Below are 24,637 nucleotides of genomic sequence, written 5' to 3' on the forward strand. Positions count from 1 at the left end.
AGTCCCTCAGCAGACGTGGTGACTACGGGTGCTCCTTGCGGCCCCCACGAATACCAAAATTGAGTAACTGCGCCCTTTGCATCAATTTTCGTCAAAATCCGACTGAACGCATCATAGGTTGTTCTTGTAGAACTTCCACTCGCTACATCCTTCACTTCCACAACCTGACCCAGCTTATCCAATTTCTGGTGCGTGACATTGCCCATCGCATCTACGGTGCGCCAGGCTCGGCCAAACGCATCGTAGTCTGTATGCACAGTTTGATGCAGGTTTGCCGCATCATGAATGGTGTCTGTTACTAGACCACGTTTGTCGTAATGCAGTTCGGTATCAATTTGTTTGGCATCGGTGATTTTGATCTGTTGGCCGAACTGATCGTAGGTGTAACGGGTAAGCTGATTATTTGGATCTGTCACTGCAAGCAAACGGCCATCCAGATCGTAGGTGTTACTGGTTCTGATGTCGTCAGCAGGATTAGCGATTGCCTGGATTTTTTGATTGAATTCTGCTGTCTGCAAGCCACCATTCAGTGTACTCAAACCTGTCACACGGTTTGCATATTGAATCGTATCTGTCAGTTGTCCAAGATGGTTATAGCGCTGTTCTGTCACTTCGCCCATTGCATTGACGGTAAAGGTCAGATGTCCTGCCTGGTCATAGTAATACAGAGTCCGATGGCCGTTCTGATCGATACTGCTCGTGCGGCGATTGGCCCCATCGTAGGTATAGGCAATCCCATAGTCTTTCCAAGACTGGTCAATTATTGCAGGGTCGGAGTTAGTAAACAGTATTTCGCTACCATTGCCCGCCAGCGTGCCAATAACTCGACCGTACTGGTCGTAAGCAGTATTTGAAGCACGTCTTAAATTAGGTCTGTTAGCGTCCTGAACTGTATACGATAATAGTCCGGTCTTTGTGTCGTACACATTTTGTACAATCTTAGTTTGATTAATGCCGAAAGCATTCCCAATATTAAATTTGCTTGTACTCAGACGCCCCAAACTGTCAAAGAACTGCTGTAAGGTTTGCCTGTTGGGATCATTTTGAGGGCGAATACTTTCCCAGGTTTGTGATGAATTGACAGACGTCAACTTTACTGAGTAGTTCGTCTTTTGGATCACATGACTACTTGCGTCATACTGATAGTCGATCGCATACCCCTCTGAATTGACCGTGGCGGTTACACGGTTCTCAGCATCATAGAAGTTATAGCTGATTGCATCCTGGGACGGATTTTGGGTGATGAGCCCGCTCAGCAAGCTGCTGACCTGCGCATTCTTGTTCTGCGTCGCATAGGCGATGGTTGTGGTCTGACGCCCTGCGCTGTCATAGCGATACTCAACAATCCCACCTTCTGCATCCACCGTACCAATTAATTTCTGGTCCTGGTCGTAGTAGCGGTAGCTGCTGCGGTCTTTGATAGCGTCTGCTGTTACCTGTACCTCTTCTGCCGTCGCATTAACGCCTACGCTGGACGGATTAAGGGTGTTGGCGCGCTGTATCGTGGCAACGAGCTTGCCTGCAGCGTTGTATTGCAGTTCGGTGACTTCACCCAGCGGGCTGATGGTCTTGGCTACTCGTCCCAGTTTGTCGTACAGGGTACGGACGATCATGTCGCTGGCGCTGGCGGTCACAGGAATGACGCTGACGTTGGTCGGTGCGGAGGCATTGCCCGTCTGGACTACCTGGCCTTTGAGTTGCTGGAACTGGACATCTGTCAGTGCATTGGCACGGGCAATGGTCTGGACTTTTTGGCCCAGAACATTGTAGATGTATTGGGTAACTTCGCCTTTGCCATTGACATCGGCCTGGAGGTTGCCTGCGGCATCGTAGATGTGCAGTTGTTCTACCCCTGTCGGGTCTTTGGCGTAGACCAAGCGGCCCAGGGCATCATAACCGTAGCTGGTGGTGAGTTCTCCACCGAGGGTGCTGCTAAGCAAGTGACCCTGGTTGTCGTAGACTTGGGTGTCGATGCGGCCACTGGCATTGTGCTGGACGATTTTGTGGTTGGCGTCGTCGTATTCGGTAAAGCTGGTCTTTTGCAGTGCATCGGTGGTGCTGGTCTGGCGGCCCAGACCGTCGTAGGTGTAGCTGGTCTGGTTATTGAGCGCATCAACCGTCATCAACAGGTTGCCTGCGACATCATAGGTGAAACGGGTGATGCTTTCTTTGCCGTCAGCTACGCCTGTGCCATCAGCATTGATCTTGGCATAGGTGGTGGTGGTGCTGAGCTGGCCACGGGTGTTGTAGCTGTAGTCGCTGCGGGTGGTGTTGCTTTGGACCTGGGAGGTGCTCCAGCTTTGCAGTTGGCCCAGTGTCAGTGGGTCGTTCGTTTCTAGTCCGGCTACGGGGTAGCTGGCGTTGGTGTAGTGGATGTCGGCTGTCTTTTGGCCTGCGCTGTCATAGCGTTGTTCGCTGACTGTGCCAGTAGTACTGATCTGGAAGCGTAACTGGCCGGGCAGGCCGTAGACGAAGCGGGTGCTTTGTGAGCCTGTGGACTGGTTGGCACCTGCTGCCGGGGTCAGGGTGCTGAGGATGAGGTCGCCATTGGCGTCGTAGGTGTTGTCTGTGCGGTTACCGGCGGCATCTGTCTTGGTCAGCAGGTGACCGGCAGTGTCGTAGGTGTAGCTGGTTGCATTGCCTTGCGCATCTGTCAAACTGGCGATATTGCCGTAGGCATCATAGCCGTAGCGCAGGGTTTGGGTCTGGCCGTTGGCTGCGGGTGCGGTGATGCTGTCGAAGCGTTTGTCTGCGGTGAGGGTGTAGACGGTGACATTGCCAAAGGCGTCGGTGACTTTGGTTTGGCGGTTGACGGTGTCGTAGTCGAATTTGGTCACCTTGTTGTAGGCATCGGTGATGCTGGCAACGCGGGCTTCGCCATCTACGGTAACGTAGGTAAATTTCTGGTAGCTGCCATCGGTCTGGGTGATGCTGTCGATGAGATTGCCAGTTCCCACATAGGTGTAGCTGGTGATGTAGACTTTACCATCGGTAATACTGCTGTCTTCCGGGCTCAGGTCGAGCAGGACCTGGCTCAGGCGGTTCTGGGTATCGTAGGTGTAGCGGGTGTTGCTGGTGACTTTGCCATCGGCGGCGACAATGCGTTCCTGGCTCAGGTTGTTGCCTGTGTAGATAAATTCTACCGATTCGCCATTGGCGGTGGTGATCTTGGACAGCAGGTCGCCGTTGTAACTGTAGGTGGTGATATTGCCGCTGGTGTCGCTGGCTGTGGCCAACTTCCAGGTGCCATTGCCACCTTGGTAGGTTTCTGTTTGGTGGCTGACTGTGTCTGTCCACTTCCAGGTCGTACCATCACTGCTGAGAGTGTCGAACTCAGCGTTGCCAGGGGCGCCTACATACAGCTGCCTGGTCGCGTCGTAAACAAAGCTACTGACGCTGCCGTCTTGCCCTACGCGCTGGACCTCACTACCTACAGTATTTAATGTGCCGGTGAGGTTGGTAATGCGGCGATAGCCGTTGATCCACCAGGCGTCACCGTTGTCGTCGGACATTTTGCCCTGACTGTTATAGGTACGCAATAAAGAAACATCGTCGCCACGACCTACCAGAACGGCATCGTTGTCTTGTATCACCACGTTGCCGGTCGCAACGTTGACATATGTTTTTTCGCCTGTCTTGCCTGAAGACGATTGGTCTAAGTTGCCGCGACCTCCCAATTGCGCCAAAGAAGCTTGCACTAAACCAGTACCATTTCCGCTAACGATCGTGACCATGTGTTTTACCTTTTAAATTCGTGCCAATTATTCTTTGCGACAACAAGTGCCTCATTGCATGTCGCTTTCATACGCAATAGTCCAAACATTTCAGAATTTGTTTAGGTGAAATCGAAAATAATTTAAAGATCCGTATTTAATTCCATAATTAGACTAAATACATACCAATCATTAATTAAAAGCCAGAAATAGTGCTAATAATATTTGGCGTTAATTTTTATAGAAAATGCTTCCAATAATGCACAATTGACATTAAGTAGTAATTGGGAGGGCGTCGGGACAATGCATAAGATGGCAGGCATGATATGCTATTGATAACAAAAGAATACGTATATGCCGTAGTGGAGAGCAGCCAAAAGTGGAGGCAAGTGATTAGGTAAAATTGGCGGTAGAATTTGTTGCATGCGAACAAATATGGAGGTTGCCATGCGCATGATCATTGAAGCACGTATTGTGTCCAGCACAGGAAGCGAGAAGGTGGTTTCATTGGCCGATATTGAAAGGGGCGATGGTGATCTAAAGCAGCTCGGCCTGAATTTATCAGAAGGACGTGATTTGATGCATGACGTGCAACATGCTTTGGTCAATGCGCAAACACATACATTCATAGAGGCGTCTAGGCAATGCCCTTATTGTCACGCAGAGCTGTCCATCAAGACAATGCGCACCATTCAGTACAAAACAGTCTATGGAAAAGTGACGATCGACAGCCCGCAATTGCGGCGGTGCACATGCAAACAGTCAAAGGGAGCTGCATCGTATAGCCCGCTTGCGCAAGCCATACCGTTTCGCATGAGTCCTGAACTGGAATACCTCCAGGTAAAGTGGGCGGCGCATCTTCCCTATGCAGCCGCCACTAAATTACTGAAAGAAATACTTCCGCTCGATCAGGCGATTTCAACTTCAGGTGTAAAAAATCGTGTACGTGCTGTCGGACAGGAACTCGATGACAAAGTGGAAAGTGCCATTCGGGGTGAGCGCCAATACCCATCGTGCCGCACGAAGAAACTGAAGATAACTGCCATTGCTGTTGACTCTGCGTGGCTGCGGCAACGCCCATCGCGCCAACAACAAGACGACGCCAAGCTTGCAGAGTATTTCCCTTCAAAGCGCCCCCCGCCAACCGGACGACACGTCAACATCATCGCTGGTCGTGCGGTACGCGACGATGGTACATCACGCGTCTATGGATACGTCAATAAAGAGGTCACCTCGGCCGCCACCAGGCTGGACCATTTTCTATCCGAACAAATGGTTGGCAACGATGAGAAGATCACAATCGTCTCTGATGGTGCGGCGGAATTTGAGAAGGCAGTAGAAGGTTCCGTGAGACCACTAAAACGTCTCTTGGATTGGTTTCATATTGCAATGAAATTTCGGGCAATCGAGCAGTCAGCGCAGAAATTCCCGGAACTTTTAGCCCCCAACGGACGACCAATCAAAGACGAAATCGCCTCGGCGAAATGGCTTACGTGGCACGGTAAAGGATCCGAAGCGGTCGAACGAATCAAGAGCATACATGACATGTTTGAGCTCGCGCTGGAAAATCCAGCTTACAACGCTTTGTGGTGGAACCTTCGTGGAACATATTGGTACTTGGATTCGAATAGTAAATACCTGGTCAACTATGGATGGCGTTACCGACGAGGCATGCCCATCAGCAGCAGTATTGCCGAATCGGCAGTCAACGAAGTTGTTAGTTTGCGATGCGCGAAGAAGCGTCAAATGCGATGGACAGATGAAGGTGCGCACCTTCTAGTGCAGGTTCGTGTGGCCGCGTTGAACGGTGAACTTAAGATGAGAGACAACCCGATACCACGTCGATTTACAGGTAAGGGAACGTGCGATGAACAGTCGAAACGGGTGGCATAAAGCTGCCTCCGGTTTTGGCTGCTCTCCCGCAGTTGGAGACTTCGAACCGTCATTTTTCGGTATTCGTCGGTATGTTCTTGGAGGGGTAGCAAGACAATGCGAGTCATTCAAGATTTACGGTAGGTGAAATGCTGCGGAAGCCTATTTTTGAAAAATTATGATGGGGTTACCATAAGCTATGGGTTACCAGCGCCGTTGAGGCTCCATGGCAATAGGCCTCCTGCTTTGCCGGAGGTAATTAATTTTTGTAGCTTGTCGCTACAGATAACTTGACCTATAATCCTCGCGTAGTCTTAACCCTTTCTAATATTGGAGCTAAAAGTGCCCCGCCTCAACGTCATTTACTGCTAATACTGACGACTGTTTTCAGCAACCTCAAAGTGCACTTGCGCTAAAGAGGAAGCGGCACAAGCTCGTGGATTTGCGTTCTGCATAATCCGCTTTCCGCACACATTGCAGCTGCACCAGAATTGTCTGGTGTAACTGATATGTCTTAACTCGTCGTCGGTCTTTTTTGACCTATATGAACCTTTTGCGGTGAACGCAGAAGTGAACGACGATGTTTTTACAATCAATTCAACTATTTAAATACCCCCGTACCCCTCATTTGGAAGGTTCGCGTTTGCAGGACGGGGACGATGCATCTGGACAAGTGCCGCTGTCAGCTCTAAAGGGAATGCACGTCGTCATCGAAGAAAAAATCGATGGAGCAAATTCTGCAATTTCGTTTAGTGGCAGTGGCGATTTGTTATTGCAGAGCCGTGGTCACTACCTCGTCGGAGGCGGAAGTGAGAGACAGTTTAATCTGCTGAAACCCTGGGCAAGTGCTCATGAAACTCGTTTCATTGATTTGCTTGAGGACCGCTATGTGATGTTTGGCGAATGGGCTTACAGTAAGCACTCGGTTTTTTACGACAGGCTCCCACACTTTTTCAATGAGTTCGATATTTACGACCGACATGCTGGTTGCTTTTTATCCACCAGCCGTCGGCACGAAATGCTCACAGGATCTCCCATACTTCCGGTACCGGTGCTGTACGAAGGGCCAATGCCTACTAGTTCCTCTCTATTGTGGAAGTTGGTACGAGCGTCCTTGGCTAAATCTTCCTGCTGGGAGCAAGTTTTTGAAGATACTGTCCTGAGAGAAGGTTTGCCCATTGATTTGTGTTGGAAACAAACAGATAAATCAATACGTTCAGAAGGCCTCTATTTAAAGATAGAGGACGAAGAGAAAGTACTGGCAAGATATAAATTAGTGCGTCATGACTTCATTCAAACGATACTTGATTCAGGCTCACATCACTCCCGACGCCCTGTCCTTCCGAATCAACTTGCCGCTGGCGTTGACTTGTACGCTCCAGAACCTGCCGTGACATGGCAGTCGTTAGGACTTAAGACCCTGAGTTCGCATAAAGAAATTGCTGAACTAGCAGACTTTAATGACAAGCGAAAGGAGTCTTGACAATGAAGAGGAAAATAGGATCAGGCCTGGCTACGTTGCTCAGTCGCGAGGAGTTCAGCATCCAGGTGCTACGCCGTAGCAAAGGAGTTTGTGTTTTTTGTTCCGCCCAGGCCCAAGACCCGCATCACGTTCTGGAGCGAAAGTTGTTTGAGGATGGTGGCTATTACCTTGACAACGGAGCCGGCGTCTGTAACGCGCACCACTGGAAATGCGAGACAACAGAAATTTCGGTGGAGCAGGTGCGAGTCGCTGCAGGAATCGTATTGCCCGTTCTGCCCCCAGGTTTTTCGGGCGACATACGTTTTGACAAATGGGGTAATCGCGTATGGCCGTCTGGTTACAGGTCCTGGGGACCGCTTCAACAGGATGCAGGTGCGCGAAGAGCATTGGAAAAAGGTGGATTTCTTAAATTGATGTTGCCCCCTGAATATTCAGAGGACGATGAAAGATATGAATTTAACGGGGAAATCTTCGGACGTTACTATGGAGAGAATGATGAATAAATGGACTGACATACAAGCGCTTTGCCCTATTAATGGAAAGACTCCGGACTATCAGGCATGCCTTGATGCGTTTCCTGCGTTGGAATATGCTAAATTGACTCCGCAAGATGCCCGGTATCATGGAGAAGGTGACGTATTCACACATACGGTGATGGTAGTTGAGGAACTCCTGTCATTACCGCAATATCAGATGCTCGGCCGTGAAAATCAGATCACCGTCTTCCTGGCAGCTCTACTACACGATATTGCTAAATACAGTACGACCGTCATTGACCCTGACTCTGGGCGTATTAGTCAACCAGGCCATTCTCGGAGAGGTGCCGTAGACGCCAGAATTTCATTATGGGATCTGGGGGCGCCGTTTGAAATACGAGAAGCTATTTGTAGATTAATTGCCGTACATCAGGTGCCGTTTTTTGCCCTTGAGGGTTCGCGATCGGGGAAAACGCCAGAATTTCTTGTGCGTAAACTGTCTTGGGAGCTCGACGTGCGCCTACTCGCACTACTGGCGGAAGCAGACATGCGTGGAAGGATATGCCCGGATAAGCAAGGTGTGATTGATAATATCGAGCTATTTAGAGAGATTGCTCGCGACGAAAACTGCTTCGATCGTCCCTACTCGTTTGTAGATGCACACACTAGGCTTAGTTATTTTCGGGGGGCGGATGTTCATCCACACTACCCTCTTTTTCAGGAGCCAGGTTCTAAAGTTACTGTCATGTGTGGACTTCCTGCTTCAGGAAAAAACACATGGGTTGAACTCAATCGAAAGAACTTGCCCGTTGTTTCATTTGACGATAGTCGGGAAGAACTTGGACTAAGGCATGGCAAGGCTGAGGGAGTGGTAGCGCACCATGCAATAGATCGGGCAAAAGTATTGCTTCGAGATCATGCCCCTTTTGTTTGGAATGCGACACATTTATCACAACAGATGCGTGACAAAACGCTTAACTTGCTTTATGCATACGGTGCGGAAGTGAACCTAGTCTACCTTGAGCAATCCCGTACCGAATTGTTGAAGCGAAATAGCAAACGGGACTCTACTTTGACCAACAAGAGACTTGAAGCTATGGTTCTGAGGTGGGAGATCCCAACGCCAATTGAAGCTCACAATGTTATCTACGAAACTAGATCCTTCCAAAATTAGGATGGCAGGTTGTTTGCTACAGCTAAACGATCACAGGTCAAGAATGCAAACCGCGCTTCTACAGCTCATGCCTTACATCAAGCACACGTTGCCTGACATCCTCATGCAACGCATCTACCAGCTTGGCCCAGGCTACGAATTACAGTCAGATAGTATTGCCATTGATTCTGACCGTCGCCGGGTCTGTGTAACATTCGGGCTAGAGGGATCTCCAACTAAACAGCAGTGTTGTGGGTAAAAAACAGGGAGTGGTTCGCCCTCGTTTTAACATTTGTGACGAACATTGCTAGTTGCGAATTGAACATTGATAAATGCGACTGCCAGTGTAGATTGGTCAGGCCTTTCGGGAAAGCTGGCAACGGCGTGTGGAAGGTATCAGACCGCATGGGCAACGTCTCAGCCGGAATCGCCAGTGGTAATTCGAATGAATCTAGCACCAACGCTATACTTGCAACTTTCATGGTTGCACTTTTCTTTGAACTGGAACACGCTACCACTACGTTTTTTTCACTCGCCCAGATCCTTTTCTGCCAGGGTTTGGAACTGATCGCGTATAGATGCTTAAAAAGCCAGCGGATACCTGTTTAATGGTGGGTTGTCCATCGCCGCCACAACGCCCACAGTTACGTTCATAATCCGCCCCATACTCTCCTCCATCTACAGTTTTAATGCCACTACCCGCACAATCAGGGCATACGACAGTTTCACCGAACAAATTTGAAAATAATCCCATGATTTTCTTTCCAGTTCAGGCCAATATATTTGTCTAAAACAGATAAACATCCCTTCATTGCGTACCATCCATGCCCTTTTGATTCGGTTTTACTTCGCAAAGTGCGTCACATTGCAGAAATGTTGCGCTGGCTTAGATTTAAGGCCGGCGCAACAAGGGAGGCGCCATAGACAATCTGTAAGTGGATGTCAGCGTCCTAGAACAGATTCAAATTGTTTGCCTAGTCCTGGAATCGTTGATCCCGATCTTAGCGCTCCAGGATAGATAGCCAAATTATCAGGATTCGCAAGTGCATAACAACCGTCGGGACTTCCAGAGGCGTTAAAGGCGAACAAGTTAAATCCAGATGCCAGCGGAAAATTATTAACGAACGATTCCATTTCTGAAGATGTTGTCCTTTGTCCATACGTAAAATTATTGGGTGAACCCGCACAATAGGCAGCATATTCCGAAAGTTCGAATCGTCCGTTTTGTAACGAATCCTGCAATCTTCTCTCGGGAAGTACTGCCTTAATTCTTTCATAATCTGATTTGCAGTACATTTCATTGCGCCACGATTTCCAAGGGGAATAGCAATCGTAACCAAGCACTGCTTTATTTGGTTCAAGTACTTCGCGAAGCAAATAGGACAGTTGGTCTGATACGGTCCCACCTGCCGTAATAGGATTAAAGGCCGAAATTTTCTGTTGAGGTGTAAACCATGGCAGCTTTATACCAACGGGGACCTTTTGAGCTGCAGCCTTTGAGGCTATCTCTATGGCACGCCGTGTAGTGTAGGCGATAGCTTCGGCCCTACAGATTTCCTTATTGGATTGCCCACCACATCGAACGTTTGTCCAAGGACTTTGGTTGGGGCCAGCCTCAAGGTCATCCTTTTTCTGATAGTCAAATTCATTCAGAATATAGATAACGGCCAGGCGGTCTGCTATTTTTTCCTGGACCAAGCGTTCAATGACAGGTTTATGGAAGTTTTCAAAGATTTCGTCGTAGGTACAGACCTCGCCAGCGATGCTACGCGATTTACAGGGCATGTATGGAACAAAATCCGTGTGGTTCATCCATTGCCTGGCTGTCCAGTCTCTAATCAGCCATTGATCTTTTGGATCAGTCAAATGGTTGGAAGTGACGTCTATCTGGTCGGGCAGTTTATGGCTGCTGATCATCAGGTGGGTAACTATACCCTCCGAATAAAGTATGTTGACTGCTTGCGTCAATTTTTTCCAGAAGAGTTCAGATTTATCTTTGGCATAGGAATTGAGACTCACCTCCAGTTGGACCGAAAACTGCGCGATCTTTCCATCCCTTGCCTTAAACGTAGGAGCATTTGCATCGGAAAACATTCCTGCTTTTAGCGCTCTAATTGAGGTTCGGATTTGTTCCTCACTCTTGTTGTACAACCACATGTGTACCCCAACGTGCCTTGTTGTAGTTGACATGCGCACGCGTGAGTTGTCGATAATGGGTGCAAATAAGGCTTGTGTGGACTTATTGCCTTGTAATGACAGCGTGCAGGTATCTGAACTGCCAGAGCAGTCACCAGACCATTGCAAGAAAATGCTTCCTGGACTCGCAGCGGCCTTCAGTGTAATTGAGGTGCCTTTGGGCTGCGTACTACTGCAAGAGCTACCGCAGTTAATCCCAGTTCCGCTAACGGTGCCATTGCCCGTTTTGGTCACGCTTACTGAGTAATTGATGATTTTCTGGGTGAAGTTCGCAACAATTGATTTTGAGTCTGTCATTACAACAGTGCACGATGGCTTATCGCTACAGCCGGTAATTCCGGTCCAACCGGCAAACACAGAATCAGATGTTGGTTCAGCCAACAAAGTGACAGCCGTCCCTGACTTGATCGAAGTGCTGCAGACTGCACCGCAGTTGATACCACTTCCATTGACAGAACCGTTGCCGCTTTTGCTGACCGTCAGCTGGTAGACAGGCACTATCGCAGTGAAAGTTGCTGTAACTGCTTTTGCAGCTGACAGGGTTACGCTGCAGGCCTGGGTGCCAGAGCATCCAGCACTTCCACTCCAGCCAGCGAAAGCAAACCCAGCGTTAGGAGTCGCCGTTAAGACAACGACCGTGCCTGACTTAAAGCTGCCGCTGCATTTGGTACCGCAGCTGATGCCTGAGCCAGTTACAACGCCACTACCGGTCGTGGATACGGTAAGTGGATATTCCACGACCTGTTGCTGCACAAACTTCGCAGTGATTGCTTTGCTACCGTTTAATGAGAAATTGCAGGCCACACTTGTTGCGCAATCTGGAATTCCGCTCCAACCCGAGAATGTGTATCCTGTTCCAGCTACCGCATTGAGTACGATATTAGAGCCTGAATTAGCCGATGTGGTGCAGGTTGAGCCACAATTGATACCAGAACCCGTTATTGTTCCGGTTCCTACCTTTGTGACGGTGACCGAATAGGTTGGTGTCGGAGGGGCTGGTGTCTGAAAATACAACAGATTGGTATAGGCCGAGCAGCCGCTGGCATTGCATGCAGCCACATTCCAACGATATTGCCGTCCGGTTTGGAGATTTGCAGTGTAACTTGGAGACGTTGATGTCGTGCTCACCACCAACTGATTCGATGTGATATCGCGGACACCGACGTTGTAATAGGTGGTCGTTGGAATACTGTTCCACTTCAGGGTGACCGAATTTGATGAGAGAGACGGACCAGGCCCGCTCTGGGATCCAGGAGCGGGACCAGTAGGTGTTTTTGGGGCCGCGATTACCACCGACGGCAAAGCAATTACCCCTAAAAAAACAATATACCTGCACATGTTCTGTATCAAGTTACGCATATTCGCTTCTCCTTTTGCAGTAAGTGGGCAAGTCGCGTTGCCGCAGAAATAGATGGGACTGGGCAGTATTACCGATCGACAGCGCGCTGGCGCCGAGCTCGAATTTCATGGATTGGTCGTGCCGTACAGCGTGCGATCAGCGATCAGGAACCAGCGCCTCAAATATAAAGCACCGGAGCAGTGACTTTTGTATCACTTGTATCACTTATGTCAGATTGATCTGGAGATGAGCTATCCGCTTTATCGCAGCGCTACGGGAGGTGCGGGCCATACCCTTCGGAGATGAGTACCTCGCGTAGTCCTTCTGTGTTATCTAGGAGCACATTTAATGCTTTGGCTGCCGCAGCTAGCTTTGCAGGACTAAGATGATCACGCGCGAATCTGAGGTAATTAAGCCTGGCGATACCGACCTGACGCGCATCGGCACATTCGTCGAGTCGCTTAATGCAGTCCAGGTAAAAATCTTCTTCTGATGGCAAGGCATAGCCTATGAAGGCGTTCTTAGCCCCTTTCCTCGGCTTTTTAAGCACTTCTTGGTTGTCGAGCCAAAACTCACCAAGAAAAATTAATTCCCATGCGCTATCCTTGCCTACGTCCAGCTTGTTGGTATAGCTCATCACCAGTATATGCCAGGCATACACTTGTTCCACGTCCGCCAAATCCAGCGCTATGACGCTTTGCAGGTGCAAGGTTAGATTGGCTGCAATCGCTTGCAGCAGATCGAAGTCCTTGAGAGCAAGTGCGAAATACATAGCAGTTTCCAGGTGAAGCAAGGCACTTTGGTGCAGGCCCTCAATTTGTGTTCGATCTGTAGCTGCGTTCTTGCTAGCTTCTATTAGCGCGCGCCGTGCCAGAAGTCCCCTTAAATTGTGCCAATGAGGAGCTGTCCGTATGTCAACCGCGAACAATGGCGCCGGTTCTGGGCCAAACTGAGCCAATCTCCGAAACACGTCGGCTGGCGACTCATCGTAATCGATACGGTCTAGCAGGAATTTGGCAGAGGACAAAAGGCCTCCATCGCGAAGACCTATGTCCGCGCCGGCGATTGCCTGTTTTACCTTGGTGCGCGCATCGTCGAACTCCCCTATGCGTTTGTGGAATAGCGCTTCGCGCACCAAGAGCATAGTACGAGTATCGATGCTGAGTGGGTATTTGTAGGCTTCCTGCAGGAGTTCGATTGCGTCAATGAACCCACCATGCATAGCTTTTTCATCAGCGTCCCGGCAAATAACCAGTAATTGCCGAAGCATGTCAGTGTCACTGACTGTCAAGAGCAGTGGCCACGACCATTTCACTTTCTCGGTACCAGGTGAAGCCCTGTCATGGCTACCGGTAGATCCTTCAATAGAAAACTTTGCCTTGCGTAATATCTTCAGTCGCCATGGTCCTGCGGTGGGGCGCAATGATTCCAGACGAATGGGGCAATCTGGGGTTTTCTTGAACACATCGTTTAAGGTTTCTACGAGTCTGCTCAGTAGAGCTCGTGACAATGGTTTTGTCCACCCCCTTTTGAGAAGCTCGTATTTGAATGTTGCCGCATCCAACTCCTGGTTGGCCATCGCCTGTGTGGCGAGGAGAGCCAACATGGTCGCGGCCCATGCCCTGCGGAATTTGTGCACTTGCCCGCCGCCAAACGCCACGCTATTTTCGGCTGGATCAATATGAATAGGGATGGGTTTGATCATTTAGAAGCTGTTGCTTTGGTTGTGATCTTCGGGACCGGTTCGACACAGCTGGAAACATCGATAGCGTAGATTTCCGGTTGTGGTCCATCCGGAGCTGCTTCCCTGATGGCCAAAGCCATTGATTGGAGATGCGTAACAACTGCGGTGAAATCAATGAATGTCCCGTCTGGCAATTCCCATCCCTGTTTACGTTCTACTTGGTGCACAAGTAAAAGAATGCCGTAGCGGCCATTTTGTGCTCTCAAATATTGACCACATAGCTGAACTTTAAGTGCTTCCTCAAGTTTCTTCAGCGTCCAGCTCTCAGCGACTTTGATCTCGATAGACAGACAACCATCATCTACCTTTGTCCGCAAGCGTATGTCTGGTTCTTTTTCACCAGCAACATGTGCCTCCCGTTCAACCGAATAGGCTTTCCCCTGTGCTTGCCTGAACTGGGCAGCTAACCAGTTCTGTACCATTGGTTCGTTGGGAAGTATTTGCAACGTCTTGCCTTGCTGAAAGTCGCCGTGAAGCAGTTCGTGCTGCAGATCTGCAAGGCGACCAAGCGCAACATCGAGTAATTCTGGGCCAGTCTTTGGAGCGACCTCGAATTTTTGTTCTAATTGCAGTGCGTGGTTAGGTGTCCAGGCACTGGTTTCCGCATCTTGGGCAGCACGACTGCGTGCTAAGGCATCCAGGCGGGATGACTTGATAGGAAAATCAGGTATTTCAGCCAGGCGCATGATTGCAGCATATGCTTCAACGCCAGGTGTATCCACAAGGCTGTTGAACAGGATTCCCCTTGCCTCTTCAGCTTCATCACGTGCATCCGGCGAGTAAACTCCCTTATTGGCGCGGTCATGGTCATCCTCAATTCGAACGGTACCAAATGCCAGGCGCACAAGACGTTCTTTCGTGATCACATCTAGTGCTGCAGTAGGACGGGTAAATCGTGGCCACCGCGTCCGAAAAATCTGGGGCAAGACTTGTATCGCAAGTTGAGTTTTATCGGCGTCATTCAGGCCATCTAGCCGGGCAACCAGGGCATCGGTTGCTTTTTGAGCGTCGATAGCATACACCGCGCGGAGGTATTGAGCGCTGACTTTTGGATCGGCTGCCTTTTGAAATCTGTCGATGGCAAGCGCGACCAGGTCCGGCTTTTGTCCAGCAGCTAAACCAAGCACCAGTATCGGCAGTATCGGCCGAAGCGCTAGGTGGTTCAGAGTGCTCCTGGATTTCAACTCATTCAATAATGTCGGTGAAACCAGTTGCGAAAGGACCTCTGGCCCTCTGTAGATATATTCCAGTATTTGGTAATGGACGGTCGGCACCGGGCTATCGAGTTCGCCAATTATCTCCTTTGATAGTACTGGTTCAACCTCTAGGGGAAAAGCTGTTGCCAAAGCGGAAATCCACTCTGGGAGGCTACCAATATGAAGAGTTGAAAACTGGGCGGCGCGTATCGCCTCTTCACGCTTCAATGTGCTGGGCCAATCTGGATGCGTTGTGCTCTCTATGAATATACCCGAAATACACATTGTCTCGAGCTCGGAGACAAAATTCTTCTCGTCGGGCTGGCGAGCACTGCGTAGTGTTGGTATCCAATTCCTCCAGGTAGAGGAAAGGGCAAGAGCAAATTCCTCTGCCGCTTTTTCTCCAATAATGCCGATGATGGCATCCAAACTCTCTACCGTACCGGCGCCGCGGCCTGAAGTAGCTCTGTTTAGCAAATCCCAAAGATAGTAGATGCGGGAATCAACAGTTTTATCTATTATTGGTGCAAGCTGCTTTAGCTGCTCCGGGCTATTACGTATGCTGATGACAAATTCAATCCAGTGCTGCTCTTCGGCTAACTGTTTTTCTTTATGGGTATGCAGGTATTCTGCTTGCTCCTGTTCAAACCTGATGTCTTCGGCATTTTTTTGATGCGGAGTCGTCGATTCAACAAAGGCCGCGTGTAATTCGCCATCAGTAACAGCGATAGCTTCGATGCTGGCCAGGATTGCTTCGTCATTCTTTCCAGCAGTGGCCTGGACATACAGTGAGGTATTGATCGCCAATATGCGATCTGCGGTGGGACCATCTCCTGCGGCGTCCTTAAGCAGCCATTCTATGTCAGTCAATTGGAATTCTGGGCACCAACCTTGGTGCATGATTTGATATAGATAGTGCAGTGGTCGTACCGGGGCAGGATTGCGGTTTTTTATCTGGGTAACAATCTCCCAAAAGACTGCCCTCCTCCGTTCCTTTGTGCTCTGCAGCTGTGCGACTGCGTCCTTGCTTTTCTCTATGCGGTGACGTGATCGGTCAAAACGATAATCCCCAACCCGGATAATTGCATTCATGGCGGCAGCAGGCGCTTGATCTGGCGAGGACAAAGCGAGCAACCGGGCGGCTGCTGTTGACAGCATTGGAGCATATTGTGCATCTCTGGATGCATCGTCATCGAAAGGGTACTCGTTTGGTTCATTCCCCAACTGACCTAACAGGCCATTGATTAGCCTGGTTTGGTCCTGAGCGTTTAACAATCTGGCAGCCAGGTCTGCACCGTTCCAGCTTAAATTGAAACCACTGCTTTGTTTACCTTCAAGTTTAATTTCAGCAAGAATGGCAACAAAGTCATCGATACCAAGTGGATCTGGAAACAGTCTATCGATTGCGTCCCATACCAGCGTAGCTGGTAAGGACTGGACATTCATTTTGACATACGCCGCATAGTCCTTTTTCTGGTCTGGAGCAGCGGTCTCCAATAAAGCCCAACCAGCCATTATTGCCGTATATTCATCATTATATTTTCCAAATGACGCATCGAACGCAATGTCTGCGCAGTCCGTTAACTTACCAAGCGCTATCAGTCGAAGGATAAAGGGGCGGATTTCAGCATTGGATTTATCTGCTTCCCAGATGGTGCGTACCTTTTGCGCAATATCTGGCCGTGCGAATCTTTTAAGGCTGTCGAAGTCAAGGTGTGGAATTTCCTGGTTAAGTCGGATTCGCTCAATGACAGCAGTGAGCACCGCGCGCCTGATCGGCGCTGGCAGGCTGGCCGGGTCTCCCGCATTGACCAAGAGAAAAGGGTCTCTCTTTATTACCTCATTTGCGACGTTGACGTCCCATAAACTTAGCCATGCCGCTGTATGCTGCATGGATGGTTTAATCACTTGTATGCCATGGGTGTCGGAAAAGAGCAGGTCGTACAATTGTCTTTGTGGCAAATTGGCCTGGCGCAAGCGTAGGAGCCACTTCGCAGCAAGATATGCCCTGACTTCACCTTCATTGTCGTTATGCAACCTGGTGCGACCAAAGGTTGCTGGGTCAAATGCAGGGCGACTTAGTAAATGCTTCAGTTTCTGAGGTTCCCAGTCTGGCAGGATCTGTTCTATATGTGTTAACGAATGGTTGTCTGGTGCTGATTCTTCGTCTGGGATCGCGATGGTCGTTTGGCGCCCAAATACGAGTGCTGCGCCGACTCTTTGCAGGCCGTGTAGTGCGCTTACGGAATCTAGGGAGTCTTGATATGTGCGCACTGTATCTGTTTCCCGGACTCGCTCTGCCAGGCTGGTCTCGATCATTTCTGTGTAGCTGCCGAGGCGGCCATGGCTGAGCCAATACCGTACAATCCATTCCAGGTCGAGCGGGCGCCGGGCAAGACTCCAGATATTGGCGTTGTGTATAGCAGCAAGAAGTTCATCAAGCATGGCAACATTTCTGGCTGTGGCATAGGTCCGTATCTGTTCCGGGCCAAGGTGAGCCAGCATAACAACGATGGGGGTTTCAACCGGTACGGGATCTGGTTCCTTTTCGTGACGCAGAATTTTTCGAATCTGATTTTCTAGGGTAGGAGCAGGTGTAGTGGGTAAGTCTGCCGGCAGCGGAAGTTCCTCATTGAGGGTAGTGGCGTCCCGATTGAACTCCCAATCGGTATGCCTGCCTGAGAGAACTATGTGCGTGCGCCCTTCTGCGCCCAGAATGCCGTCTGCTATCTCACGTAGGGCGTGGTTAAGGCGAAAACGATTCAGCTTGGCTTCGTCAATAGAATCGATGAAAAACCATGCTGGGTCTTGGCTGCTTAGCCATGCCGTGTATCTGGCTCTATCTGGAGTACGAATCGCCTTTGCCAGGCCCCTTCCGGCGACATCCTGCACAGTCGCATAGAATGCGTATTTTCCCGCTATGGTCTGTTGGCGAGTCTGTTCAACCAGCTCTGTTGTTTTACCACTTCCCGCTTCGGCAAGAATAACGACTCTACGTTTCTTGATAAGGTCTGGCCACGTCAGTAGACCATCCGATAACCCAGCGGCTGTACGTAGTAGAGCTATGCTTTCAGGGTCTGTATCTCTTCTTAATTCGCAGAAGCGGCGGTCAAGGGAAATTGCAGTCACTCTTTTAGTCCTCCAGTACCCACGCTTCTCTTTCGAAAAACTTGGGATATTGCGCCATAAGCCAACATTGGCTGTTAGATAACACAATAACCCGATGGTTAACACTACTGCAAGTGACAAATTCATAAATGTTAATAATTTGTAATTTTCTTTGGATTATCCAGAACTCGTTTTACCAGGATGACTTAGCGAGTTACGCGACGCGCTGCACTTACTCAATGTCGTTACAACGTAAGGTTACCCTGCCGACTGACCGAGATTTCTCCAGGTTGAATAGGGCGCTTGTCTGTTTTTCCCTTGATTTCATTAAACGCGTCGCTTTGCGCCACGGCTATCGCGGCTGATTGCATGCATATCGCTAGTTCATGTTCTGGGTGTACCCAGGCGGCACCGTTACGCATGCTGTATTGAACCCAGAGGTAATGTGTCTGGCGCAAGGTAATTTCCAGCCCGCATTCTTCCAGAGTACCGCGTACCTTATGGCAGTCGTCTTTGAGGTGTTCTGGTACTTCTGGCAGGTTGACTTTGGCAAGGAGGACAAGAGCCTTATCGATGATGGTGAGTGCGATCGTGGCGTCGTCGACGGAGACGCGCTTGCCAAAGCTGCAGTAGTACGCGGACATGACGTTTGGTCGGTTGTGTCCCATGTTTTCACTCGGGCGTAAGAGTATTGTACGTAGCCTGTCCTTGGACATCTGCCCTTTTGCGCCTCCCATGGACGGGGGAATAATTCCGTGTACCAGGGCGTTATTTTCTGCAAACTGCGCGCGCAACGAGTGGCCGGTTATACCCAGGTCCTTTTTGGTGAGGCCAATCTGGCGCATGTAATTGTTGTAGCGGGTAATGTTTTGTTTCAGGTTTGCAGCAGATTTTCCATCGCGTGTAAGTGGCCAGCCCAGGGCCTCACCTTTTGGTATTTCCGCTTTGACGGTGGCAAGGATTTCTCGTTGCGCCGACGTCAGTGTATTGACATGGCGCTCGCGGCCTCCTTTGCCATGGCCTTTATCAATACGCAGGAACTGGGTGAAGTCTTGCGCATGGGGCCTGCATTTCAGCGCTTCTTCTCTGCGCAGGCCGAATGCCACTTCTATGCGCAGTATAAGACCCAGGCGGCGATTGACGGCGTCTGCGCGTGCAAATACCTGTGGAAGGTCCACGCGGTTGCCGGTGGCGCTTTTGGGCGCGCGCGCCGCGGCTTCCACGCGCAGTAAATGAGCATCTTCTTTACTCACGTAGGTGAGCTTGCTTTTGACCATACTGGCTTTGCCTATCCAGGTGGCAAATATGCGGAGGTTGGATAAGCTTGCTTCTATTGTTTTTGGCTTTGCCTGCTTCTTGTAAATCCAATAATGCATTAATGCTTTTATATGTTTTTCCTGGAGGTTAGCTGGCTCTTGTAGCTTGAACCCCAGTTCCGCAAGTTGCTTGAAGCTGGCTTGCAACGATTCTTTGCGCGCGGTGAAAGTTCTTTCGGACGCAACGCGGCCATTTTGGCGGGTTCCAGCGTTTGCGTGAATTATTTCGAGCAATTTATCTTTTATCAATTTTTCCTCAATCTCTCGAAATGTGGTTCTTATTGCTTACGCGCCCGGGTAGTTGTCCAGGTGCTGAGTTTTCACTTCTGTGGCGGCCATGGCGGGCATCCTTAAATACGCTGAATTGGTTCCGAGCTGCCAAATGCCTGAACTTCGAAACCCCGTAGGAATCACTACCTACGGTCGCTTCCCCAATACTCTGAGAAGACCGGGAACTTATCGTGTTCCATGCGTCACGTCTCTACCCTTGATCTTGCTGGCGGGTAGCCATGGTCACGTGAGGACCAGTATTCTTTTTTTCCGGCCTATAGCTGGACGCTGTTACACACTGGTAGGTGAGCTCAGCGCTCATTCTGTCCAGCATCCGGGGGCAATCCCATAGCAGCAATTATTTAAATACCTGAGTGTTTTCTGTTTGGAGTCTGGCAGAAAGTACCAGCGACTTTTTGTGATTTGCAGCGTACGATTTTGATGCAGATAATTTCGTGTTTCTGTGGTGTTTCAGTGTTTGATAATCGGCGGAGAGCCGCTTCAGCGTTGTACTCTAGATGTACTCTGTGTTTGGTCGAATTTTAATTTCTGTGGCAAAAAAAAGCGCGAATTGTTTCACCAATTCAGCTCGGAAAAATCTATTTTGAGGTTGGGAAAGAAAGATCCCAGGAGTTAATGCCTGCTAATCAGGCGAGGTAAACTTTTGAGTCGATGGACTCTCCATTGCGTTGCATTGGGGAGTCATTTTGAATAGTTGTTGGCTAATTTTTGCAGTGCCGATTGCCGACCACACTATTTGACCGCTTTTCGCATACTTTTGCAAGTACTTCCAGCAGAAAATCCTGATGATTTCTACCCATGTCCGATTCGCGAAAAAACAGCAAGTTTTATTGGGTATTGCAATATAGCCTGATTAAACATCGCTACGACATTCCACGACAAAATACGACGTTTTACGACATTCCACGACACTTTACGACATTCCACGACACTTTACGACACTTTACGACACTTTACGACACTTTACGACATTCCACGACATTCCACGACATTCCACGACACTTTACGACATTCCACGACACTTTACGACACTTTACGACACTTTACGACACTTTACGACATTCCACGACATTCCACGACATTCCACGACATTCCACGACACTTTACGACATTCCACGACACTTTACGACTTTTCACGACGTTTTACGACAAATTACGACATTCCACGACATAGAATTTGTGAAGGCGAAGTAGTACTACTCGCGACAATTTAGTAGGCAAGCCAAATCGATTTTTAGAAAACGCCAAAAAGGAATTAATCCTGATGAAAATTCCAGACCTCACATCTTTCCCAGAAAGCAGTCGGACCAAAGTATCTCGCATTGAAGAATTGTTCGACCGCATCACATGTTTGAAGAAGGAGGGCATTAGCTACCAAGATATCGCTACAAAGCTCACAAACGAAGGGATGCAGATTACGTCTCAGGAACTGACCTCTATGCTTGGTCGCATTCGGAGGAAGAGAAAGGCGGTCTCAAGCATGAACGGAATTTCCGGTAAAGCCTCACCGGTAAACAACTTGCCGGTCGCGTCGTCGATTTCTTTGCCAAATTCGGAAGTAATCGATGCGCAACACGAAGAGACCAGACCTTATGCTCATCAGAAGGACGGCAAGTTAATTGCCGATGAGGTTTGGTGAAAATTAAAGAGGAAGTAAAGGCATGAATCAAATTCATATGGTGCTGCAAGGTAAAGGTGGAGTTGGCAAATCGTTGATAGCGGCGCTCATCGCTCAGAAACTGATTGATGACGCCGAGGTTCGTCTACCTGGTGATGTACTTTGTATTGATACCGATCCGGTGAACGCAACATTCGCCGGATACAAATTTTTTGACGTGGTCCAGGCAGAGATTCTTGATGGTAATGCCGATATAAACAAAAGGATGTTCGATCGTCTTATCGAAGCGGTAGCCTGCTCGGATAAAGTCTCTGTAGTCGACAACGGTTCCACTTCATTTCTGCCACTGTCCTCCTACATGGCGGAGAATGCAGTAATTCCCATGCTAGAAGAAATGGGAAAGGAAGTAATTATTCATTCGGTTCTCACTGGTGGCCAAGCCATGGAAGACACCATCTCTGGGCTCACCTCGGTTCTAAGGAAACAACCGGCAAAAGTGGTGGTTTGGCAAAATGAGTATTTTGGCCAGGTCGTTAGAGACGGCCGCCCCTTTGTCGAATCGAAGCTGTACGACCAGTTTCATCAGAAAATTTTGGGTGTTGTGACACTCCGCAAACTCAACCAGGATACGGCAGCTCGCGATATGGAGATCATGATCTCTCATCGCCTTACATTCAAGGAGGCGATGGAGTCCCCCCTCTTCACTTTGATGCCACGACATAGGCTTCTATCCATTAAAAAGGAAATATTTAACCAGCTCGAAGCTATCGGCATTTAATGACGATGTCGGCTTCAAAAATAGAAATGGAAGCGCTAGCGACCGAAATATTTGAATTAACGGGGCAGAAAGTCGAATTCGACGATCCCGTGGTTGTTGCTGCACTCATCCAATCCAGGATGATTCGGCAAGGTTACCTTGACGGGGTCGCAGCACTAAAGGTTACAGCCACGGAGATATTGGGAGATGCAAAGAAAATATCCGAGTTTGAAAAGGACAAACTCAAAATATTCCGCGATTCCCAGAATTTAGCTGTACGACAATCTGGCGATATGGTCCGAGCTTTAGTAAAGGCCGAGCTTCCGAAAATTCGCAAAGAATTTTACGAGGTTGCAACGGAAGTCATTCTTGAAGTCGACCGTAATCAAAATACTAAGAAGCTAAAGGTGTATTTAGCCGTAGCAGCTTTTTTCTCTATTTTTACGTTCCTCGCTGGTTTCTTTTTGGGTGCCGAATTGCGAACTATCCCTCCTGCTCATCCCAATCACCCAGAAAGCAAGCTGCCTCGTTCTTTCTGATATCACAAGTTTTCCAGTTAAATAGAAACTATAGTATCTCTAGACATCAAAAGAGATACAATAGTTTCTATTATTGTCATTCGGCTCTTGCATTTTAATGAAACTAAACTATCATTAGATACCAAATAGATAGTTTAATTTCACTCATATGAAAACGCTTGCCGATATTGCAATATTCCTAAAAAATAGCCAGGAACTCCATAAGGTTTCCCAAAAAACAATTATGGAGAATACTGGCCTAACGTCACCTACAATCCGAGGCCTGTTGTCAGCCAAGAAAGACTCCAAACTTACGACCTTGATGGCCGTGGCAGATGAACTTGACCTCGAATTGATTCTAGTCCCTAAGGCACTGGCCAGCTCTCTTCTAGGAGGACTGTCTCCAGACGTTTCGAAAATGCCTCATCCTGTTAGGACACTTGTAAGTTCTGCCCTCAACCGAAAAGAGAACAAGCAATGAATTTCAGCGCACTGGATATATTTATTGGTGACACGAAGGCAGGTGTCCTCTTCCGGTATGGTGACATAGTCCGTTTTAGCGTGGACTATGAATATGCCAACGACCCCGATCGCCCACAAATATCATTGTCCCTTAGAGCCGAAGATCCGGCCCAGGATGCGGCCCTTCTATTGAATCCAACTAGTCCTGAACTGAATTCGAGTGGTGGCGGGAGACTCCCGAATTTCTTCCAAAACTTGCTACCTGAGGGTGTTCTCAGAAAGCATATTGCAGAATTACGCAAATGTTCTGAAGACGACTACTTCGAGTTACTTGCAGCTTGCGGAGGAGACTTGCCAGGCAATGTATATGCGCGTCCTTCGTCGTTGGATAGGAGGTTTACGGCGAGATTCGTCACCCAACAGCAAGATGCGCTAGAAGAAAGCGTCGTCGAAGATCCTTTGGAAGATGGAGTTTCAATCTCCGGGATGCAACCAAAACTTGCCCTGGTACTAGAAGGAGGACGATACGTTGCGAGGCAGCGCCATGAAGGTGCACACATCATAGGTAAGCTTCCAACCACACAGTATGACCTCCTTCCTGAAGTAGAACATTTGTCCCTTCGGCTTGCTGCAGCAGCTGGAGTAACAGTATGTGAAACTGACCTGGTTAGTCTTGATCTGATACTTGCAGAACACAACTATGTAATCGGAAAATCAAATAATTTTTTGGCTGTGAAACGATTTGATCGGGATCAGCCTGGCCGCCTACATGCCGAAGACTTCGCTCAAATCTTAAACGTCGATCCTTCAAATAAATACAGTGGGGGAAGCTATGCCGATATTGCGAATGTAATGCTAAGGGTAGAGGGACTCGGCGAGCAGGCAGTTTTGGAATTAGTCAGGAGAATTGCGGTTAGTGAGCTTCTAGGTAATTACGATTTTCATCTCAAGAACATTGGCGTTCTACATATGCCGGATGGGAAAGTACTCCTATCGCCTGCCTACGATATCGTGGCATACAGTGTCTACATAAACGGGAGCGGCCACGCCCTGCCATTTGCCCATGGCCAGAAGAAAAAGCAAATTCTGGAGCCAACGGCAATACGAGCATTTGCGAACGCTGTCAGCATGCCGGAAGTCAAACTGAGAAATGAGATAAAGAAAGTTTGCGTGGCTGCTGCAAAAGACTGGAATGCACTGATCGATACGAGTGAAATCCAAGAGAATCAAAAAGTTACTCTTAAAACGTTCTTTGCTGGCAGGCCCGTGATGAAAAATTACTTGCGTCGAAAAACAAAAGCGGTAGGTGGATAGCAACACATGGGCATACCCCGCCGAGCTATTTATACAAGCCTTAAAGAACCCAGGTCCAGCATTTCTGCTTTGGGGCACACA

Annotated in this window: 14 protein-coding genes (1 of these 14 running past the window's edge); 8 read left to right on the forward strand and 6 right to left on the reverse strand. The window is 48.9% G+C overall.

Translation table 11 applies throughout. The annotated features are described in order from the left end of the window. A protein-coding gene (locus tag H8L47_RS26325) for a DUF4214 domain-containing protein (protein ID WP_186956806.1) crosses the window boundary here: on the reverse strand, positions 1 to 3,734 show its 5' end (the start). The gene continues 25,270 nt to the left of window position 1, outside the view; the window shows 3,734 of its 29,004 coding nt (coding positions 1–3,734); it begins with the start codon at positions 3,732 to 3,734; the stop codon falls past the left edge of the window. Positions 3,735 to 4,160: 426 nt separating this feature from the next. On the opposite strand from H8L47_RS26325, the gene H8L47_RS26330 reads away from it, so the two are divergent. The 4 genes from H8L47_RS26330 to H8L47_RS26345 all read left to right on the forward strand — a co-directional run bounded on the left by H8L47_RS26330 (position 4,161) and on the right by H8L47_RS26345 (position 8,718). Continuing rightward, a complete protein-coding gene (locus H8L47_RS26330) occupies positions 4,161 to 5,606 on the forward strand; it encodes an ISKra4 family transposase (protein WP_186956807.1) in 1,446 nt (481 codons plus the stop codon). Between the two features lie 559 nt (positions 5,607 to 6,165). Continuing rightward, positions 6,166 to 7,068 (forward strand): RNA ligase family protein, encoded by a 903-nt coding sequence (locus H8L47_RS26335; protein ID WP_186956808.1) that lies wholly within the window; start codon positions 6,166 to 6,168, stop codon positions 7,066 to 7,068. Positions 7,069 to 7,070: 2 nt separating this feature from the next. Beyond that, positions 7,071 to 7,571, forward strand: coding sequence for a hypothetical protein (locus H8L47_RS26340; protein WP_186956809.1), 501 nt, complete (start codon positions 7,071 to 7,073; stop codon positions 7,569 to 7,571). Next, positions 7,564 to 8,718, forward strand: coding sequence for an AAA family ATPase (locus tag H8L47_RS26345; RefSeq protein ID WP_186956810.1), 1,155 nt, complete (start codon positions 7,564 to 7,566; stop codon positions 8,716 to 8,718). Before H8L47_RS26340 ends, H8L47_RS26345 begins: the two co-directional genes overlap by 8 nt. A 215-nt stretch (positions 8,719 to 8,933) precedes the next feature. On the opposite strand, the gene H8L47_RS26350 is transcribed toward H8L47_RS26345, so the two are convergent. From H8L47_RS26350 to H8L47_RS26370, 5 genes are all read right to left on the reverse strand, one after another. Continuing rightward, positions 8,934 to 9,179, reverse strand: a complete 246-nt coding sequence (locus H8L47_RS26350) for a hypothetical protein (RefSeq protein WP_186956811.1) — start codon at positions 9,177 to 9,179, stop codon at positions 8,934 to 8,936. Between the two features lie 460 nt (positions 9,180 to 9,639). Then, the gene (locus H8L47_RS26355) at positions 9,640 to 12,252 is read right to left on the reverse strand and encodes an InlB B-repeat-containing protein (protein ID WP_186956812.1); all 2,613 of its coding nucleotides are present in this window, start codon (positions 12,250 to 12,252) and stop codon (positions 9,640 to 9,642) included. Positions 12,253 to 12,503: 251 nt separating this feature from the next. Further along, positions 12,504 to 13,937: a hypothetical protein gene (locus tag H8L47_RS26360; RefSeq protein ID WP_186956813.1), complete on the reverse strand. Its 1,434-nt coding sequence runs from the start codon at positions 13,935 to 13,937 to the stop codon at positions 12,504 to 12,506. Next, positions 13,934 to 18,427, reverse strand: a complete 4,494-nt coding sequence (locus H8L47_RS26365; RefSeq protein ID WP_186956814.1) for an NACHT domain-containing protein — start codon at positions 18,425 to 18,427, stop codon at positions 13,934 to 13,936. Before H8L47_RS26365 ends, H8L47_RS26360 begins: the two co-directional genes overlap by 4 nt. Before the next feature lie 98 nt (positions 18,428 to 18,525). Then, positions 18,526 to 19,845, reverse strand: a complete 1,320-nt coding sequence (locus tag H8L47_RS26370) for an integrase domain-containing protein (RefSeq protein WP_186956815.1) — start codon at positions 19,843 to 19,845, stop codon at positions 18,526 to 18,528. 1,306 nt (positions 19,846 to 21,151) lie between these two features. Here H8L47_RS26370 and H8L47_RS26375 point away from each other — a divergent pair. The 4 genes from H8L47_RS26375 to H8L47_RS26390 all read left to right on the forward strand — a co-directional run bounded on the left by H8L47_RS26375 (position 21,152) and on the right by H8L47_RS26390 (position 24,556). Beyond that, positions 21,152 to 21,526, forward strand: a complete 375-nt coding sequence (locus H8L47_RS26375) for a hypothetical protein (protein ID WP_186956816.1) — start codon at positions 21,152 to 21,154, stop codon at positions 21,524 to 21,526. 22 nt (positions 21,527 to 21,548) lie between these two features. After that, the gene (locus H8L47_RS26380; RefSeq protein WP_186956817.1) at positions 21,549 to 22,283 is read left to right on the forward strand and encodes a P-loop NTPase family protein; all 735 of its coding nucleotides are present in this window, start codon (positions 21,549 to 21,551) and stop codon (positions 22,281 to 22,283) included. Positions 22,284 to 22,288: 5 nt separating this feature from the next. After that, positions 22,289 to 22,801 carry a hypothetical protein gene (locus H8L47_RS26385; RefSeq protein WP_186956818.1) on the forward strand — a complete coding sequence of 171 codons (513 nt, stop codon included), beginning with the start codon at positions 22,289 to 22,291 and terminating at the stop codon, positions 22,799 to 22,801. A gap of 456 nt (positions 22,802 to 23,257) precedes the next feature. Further along, positions 23,258 to 24,556 carry a type II toxin-antitoxin system HipA family toxin gene (locus H8L47_RS26390; RefSeq protein ID WP_186956819.1) on the forward strand — a complete coding sequence of 433 codons (1,299 nt, stop codon included), beginning with the start codon at positions 23,258 to 23,260 and terminating at the stop codon, positions 24,554 to 24,556. Positions 24,557 to 24,637: the final 81 nt, after the last annotated feature.

Source organism: Undibacterium umbellatum, from assembly GCF_014284125.1.
Taxonomy (GTDB): domain Bacteria; phylum Pseudomonadota; class Gammaproteobacteria; order Burkholderiales; family Burkholderiaceae_D; genus Undibacterium; species Undibacterium umbellatum.

Excerpts from the sequence above, each read along its gene's own strand:
- H8L47_RS26330 (WP_186956807.1), top strand. The coding sequence starts at position 4,161 with ATGCGCATGATCATTGAAGCACGTATTGTGTCCAGCACAGGAAGCGAG.
- H8L47_RS26335 (WP_186956808.1), top strand. The coding sequence starts at position 6,166 with ATGTTTTTACAATCAATTCAACTATTTAAATACCCCCGTACCCCTCAT.
- H8L47_RS26360 (WP_186956813.1), bottom strand. The coding sequence starts at position 13,937 with ATGATCAAACCCATCCCTATTCATATTGATCCAGCCGAAAATAGCGTG.
- H8L47_RS26350 (WP_186956811.1), bottom strand. The coding sequence starts at position 9,179 with ATGAAAGTTGCAAGTATAGCGTTGGTGCTAGATTCATTCGAATTACCA.
- H8L47_RS26355 (WP_186956812.1), bottom strand. The coding sequence starts at position 12,252 with ATGCGTAACTTGATACAGAACATGTGCAGGTATATTGTTTTTTTAGGG.
- H8L47_RS26385 (WP_186956818.1), top strand. The coding sequence starts at position 22,289 with ATGTCGGCTTCAAAAATAGAAATGGAAGCGCTAGCGACCGAAATATTT.
- H8L47_RS26380 (WP_186956817.1), top strand. The coding sequence starts at position 21,549 with ATGAATCAAATTCATATGGTGCTGCAAGGTAAAGGTGGAGTTGGCAAA.
- H8L47_RS26375 (WP_186956816.1), top strand. The coding sequence starts at position 21,152 with ATGAAAATTCCAGACCTCACATCTTTCCCAGAAAGCAGTCGGACCAAA.
- H8L47_RS26345 (WP_186956810.1), top strand. The coding sequence starts at position 7,564 with ATGAATAAATGGACTGACATACAAGCGCTTTGCCCTATTAATGGAAAG.
- H8L47_RS26390 (WP_186956819.1), top strand. The coding sequence starts at position 23,258 with ATGAATTTCAGCGCACTGGATATATTTATTGGTGACACGAAGGCAGGT.
- H8L47_RS26365 (WP_186956814.1), bottom strand. The coding sequence starts at position 18,427 with ATGAATTTGTCACTTGCAGTAGTGTTAACCATCGGGTTATTGTGTTAT.
- H8L47_RS26340 (WP_186956809.1), top strand. The coding sequence starts at position 7,071 with ATGAAGAGGAAAATAGGATCAGGCCTGGCTACGTTGCTCAGTCGCGAG.